Below are 3,402 nucleotides of genomic sequence, written 5' to 3'. Positions count from 1 at the left end.
GCCGCCGTTGAGCGCGATCACCAGACGCAGGATGAAGATGAACAGATTGATGTAGGTGAGATACATCCCCAGGGCGCCGGCCAGGTATTGGTCGTCGCTGTAGGTGCGGGGCATCGTGTAGAAGTCCACGAAGGCCGCGCCCACGAAGATCACTGTGCCGAAGCCGGCGATCAGCAGCTCCATGCCGCCTATGCCGAAGCCGGGCACAAAGATGCCGCCCACGATCTGCACGAGCATGGCGATCACCAGGCCGATGATGCCGAGGCCCACCACGCCGCTCAGCGCTTGACCGACGCTGTCGCTCATGCGACGCCCCATCACCGAGGCGGCCACGAAGGTGATGCCGGTGGCGAGGGCGGCGGTGCCGATGGCTCCGATGCCGGCAGTGCCGATGGCCATCGCCACCAGCCCGCTCAGGGTGTAGCCGGTGATCAGGCTGTAGGCAGCCAACAGCGGCAGGGCCGTGCTGTTGTTGCCCTTCATGGCCACGTTCTGGGCCGCGAAGAAGAGGATGAAGTTGCCGATCAGGGCCACCCAGAACAGGGGCATGAACAGCGCGGGGTTGCTGGCCATCAGGGCCAGACCGCCCATCACGCCACCGGCTGTGAGCACCATGCCACCGCCCACGTAGGGCAGGGCCTTGTTGACCACATTGGGGCCAACCAGCGCGCTCGATTGAGCCTCGCGGATGGCCTCCTGGAAATTGCTGCTGGCCGGCATGGCTCAGAGAGAAGACTCACCACATCCTGCCAGCGTTGTCCAGGTTGCGTTGGGGTTCTGGGTGTGGATCCCCCTATCGCAGAGCATTGCCGCGCAGCTCGCGCCTCTGGGGCCATAGCAGCACCACCAACACCGCCACGGCAGTGCCGATGCAGGATTCAGCAAAACGCAGCAGGGCGTTGAGCCCAGGGTTGAGGGCTGGACTCAGGCTCGCCGTCACCATCACCACTACCGCGGAGATGGCCGACCAGAGGGCGCCGATCTTGGCCAGATAGCCGGGAAACAGGCTGGTGAAGCCGAAGCCGATCATGTAGGCCAGCAGTGCGGCTAAAGCGATCTGGGCTGGGATCAGCAGCCGTTCAGAAGCCGTTCAGAGCGCGATGCGGATTTGGTCATGAATGACGGCGGCGCTCGGTGTCGCGGTTGGCGTAGGCCGTGACGAGCCGCTGCACCAGGGGATGGCGCACCACATCGGCGGCGGTGAGCCGGCAGATGGCCACCCCTTCCACGCCTTCGAGCACCTGGGCGGCTTCGATCAGGCCGCTGAGCTGGCCGTTGGGCAGATCGACCTGGGTGGGATCGCCGGTCACCACCATGCGGGAGCCTTCGCCGAGGCGGGTGAGCACCATGCGCATCTGGGCGGTGGTGGTGTTCTGGGCCTCGTCGAGAATCACGAAGGCATCGGCCAGGGTGCGGCCGCGCATGTAGGCCAGCGGCGCCACCTCGATCACATTCTTTTCGATCAGGGCAGCGGTGCGTTCCTGGCCCAGCAGGGTGTGGAGCGCGTCGTAGAGGGGGCGCAGATAGGGATCTACTTTTTGCTGCAGATCGCCTGGCAGAAAGCCGAGCCGCTCGCCGGCTTCCACAGCGGGGCGGGTGAGGATCAGCCGCTCAACGCGCCGTTCCTGCAGGGCGCGCACGGCCTGCACCGCCGCCAGGAAGGTTTTCCCGGTGCCGGCGGGACCCAGGGCCAGGGTGAGGTCGTGACGCTCGATCGCCTCCACATACGCCTTCTGTTTCAGCGTGCGCGGCCGCAGCAATTTGCCGCTCTGGCTGCGAGCTAGCACCTGCTTGCCGAGTTGCTGGTGCTCTTCCCCGCGCCCCGTATCCAGGGCGGTGAGCGCGGTTTGCACATCCACCTGGGTGATGGCTTGCCCTTCCTGCCAGAGGGGGCGCAGCAGCTCCACCAGGCCAGCAGCCCGCTCGAGTTGGTTGGGGCGGCCGCGCAGGTGCAATGACAAACCCCGCAACACCAAGGAAGCACCAGTCAGGGCTTCGAGGCGATGCAGGGTCGTTTCAGCCTCCCCAGCCAGAGCCATGGCGGCGTCCTGGTCGGGAAGGTCGATCGTGAAGGTGGTGAGGGTGTCAGCCCCGGACATGGGGGCTCAGCCTCAGGCTTCCGCTGCGTCTTCGGCGGGAGCTTCTGCGGCAGCGGCAGCAGCCTCAGCGGCGGCGGCAGCTTCAGCAGCCTTCGCTTCGGCCGCTTCCTTCGCGGCCTTCTTGGCAGCAGCTTCGCGGGCGGCGGCTTGCTTCTTCTGGCCGATCACCACGGAAGGACGCACCTTCTTCTCCACCAGACCGCCGCGCTCCAGCAGGGTGAGAACGCTGTCGGTGGGTTGAGCGCCCTGAGCCAGGCGAGCCCGGATGGCCTCGGTGTCGAGACGGGTCTCCTTGGTGCGGGGGTTGTAGAAGCCCAGCTCCTCGAGGGGGCGACCGTCGCGGCGGGAGGTGCTGTTGCAGGCCACGAGGCGGAAGCTCGCTTCCCGCTTCTTACCGAACCGCTTCAGGCGGAGCTTGATCATCGTGGCCTTGCCTTGCTGACTGGATAAGGGGTGCGTGATCCGTTGAAGGCGGAATCGCGCGCCAAACGACCACAATACTCTTCGGGGTGAACCCCCTCAGAGCTCCCCGAAGCCTTTGCGCTTCTTGGCCGGCTTGGGCGCCTTGGGCATGCCACCGCCGCCGCGAGCAGGGCCGCCCATTCCTGGAATCCCACCACCCATTCCGGGCATCCCCATGCCTGGGAAGCCGCCCATGCCAGGCATGCCACCGCCGCGGGTCATCTGCTGCATGAACCCGCGCATCTGCTGGAAGTTCTGCAGCACCTTGTCCACATCCGCCGAGGTGTGACCGCTGCCGCTGGCGATGCGGCGCCGGCGGGAGGGATTGGCGGCCAGCAGATCCGGGTCGCGCCGCTCGGCCTCGGTCATCGAGCTGATCATCGCCTCAATCTTCTTGAGCTGCTCTTCGCCCTGCTTGAGCATGCCGTCGTCGATCTTGTTCATGCCCGGGATCAGCTTCATCAGGCCGCCCAGGGAGCCCATGCGCTTGATCAGGCGCATCTGCTGCACGAAGTCCGAGAAGTCGAAGGTGGCTTCCTGGAGCTTCTGCTGCATCTTGGCCACATCGGCCAGCTCCACCTCCTTCTGGGCCTTCTCCACCAGGGTGAGCACATCGCCCATGCCCAGGATGCGGCTGGCCATCCGCTCGGGGTGGAAGGGCTGCAGCGCCTCCACCTTTTCGCCGGTGCCGATGAACTTGATCGGCGCGCCGCTCACCTTGCGGATCGAGAGGGCGGCGCCACCGCGGGAGTCGCCGTCGAGCTTGGTGAGCACGGCGCCGGTGATGCCCACCTGCTCGTGGAAGGCGCGGGTGAGTTCGGCGGCCTCCTGGCCGATCATC

The 3,402-nt window shown here is 66.3% G+C and carries 4 protein-coding genes and 1 pseudogene; all 5 read right to left on the bottom strand.

The annotated features are described in order from the left end of the window. The coding region (locus tag ACIQ2E_RS13465) for a Bax inhibitor-1 family protein (RefSeq protein WP_398331541.1) at positions 1 to 720 on the bottom strand (720 nt) is incomplete at its 3' end. Between the two features lie 73 nt (positions 721 to 793). Beyond that, a complete protein-coding gene (locus ACIQ2E_RS13460) occupies positions 794 to 1,030 on the bottom strand; it encodes a hypothetical protein (RefSeq protein WP_398331538.1) in 237 nt (78 codons plus the stop codon). Between the two features lie 82 nt (positions 1,031 to 1,112). Further along, on the bottom strand, positions 1,113 to 2,099 hold the full coding sequence (locus ACIQ2E_RS13455; protein ID WP_398331535.1) for a PhoH family protein: 987 nt from the start codon (positions 2,097 to 2,099) through the stop codon (positions 1,113 to 1,115). 12 nt (positions 2,100 to 2,111) lie between these two features. After that, positions 2,112 to 2,522, bottom strand: a complete 411-nt coding sequence (gene rpsP, locus ACIQ2E_RS13450; RefSeq protein WP_398331532.1) for a 30S ribosomal protein S16 — start codon at positions 2,520 to 2,522, stop codon at positions 2,112 to 2,114. A gap of 96 nt (positions 2,523 to 2,618) precedes the next feature. Then, positions 2,619 to 3,402: pseudogene (locus tag ACIQ2E_RS13445) on the bottom strand (signal recognition particle protein); the annotation flags it as partial.

The sequence above is a fragment of the Vulcanococcus sp. genome, assembly GCF_044369115.1.
In the GTDB taxonomy this organism is placed as follows: domain Bacteria; phylum Cyanobacteriota; class Cyanobacteriia; order PCC-6307; family Cyanobiaceae; genus Vulcanococcus.
The sequence above is the reverse complement of the archived record's forward strand: the minus strand, read 5'-3'. Positions and strand labels throughout refer to the sequence as shown.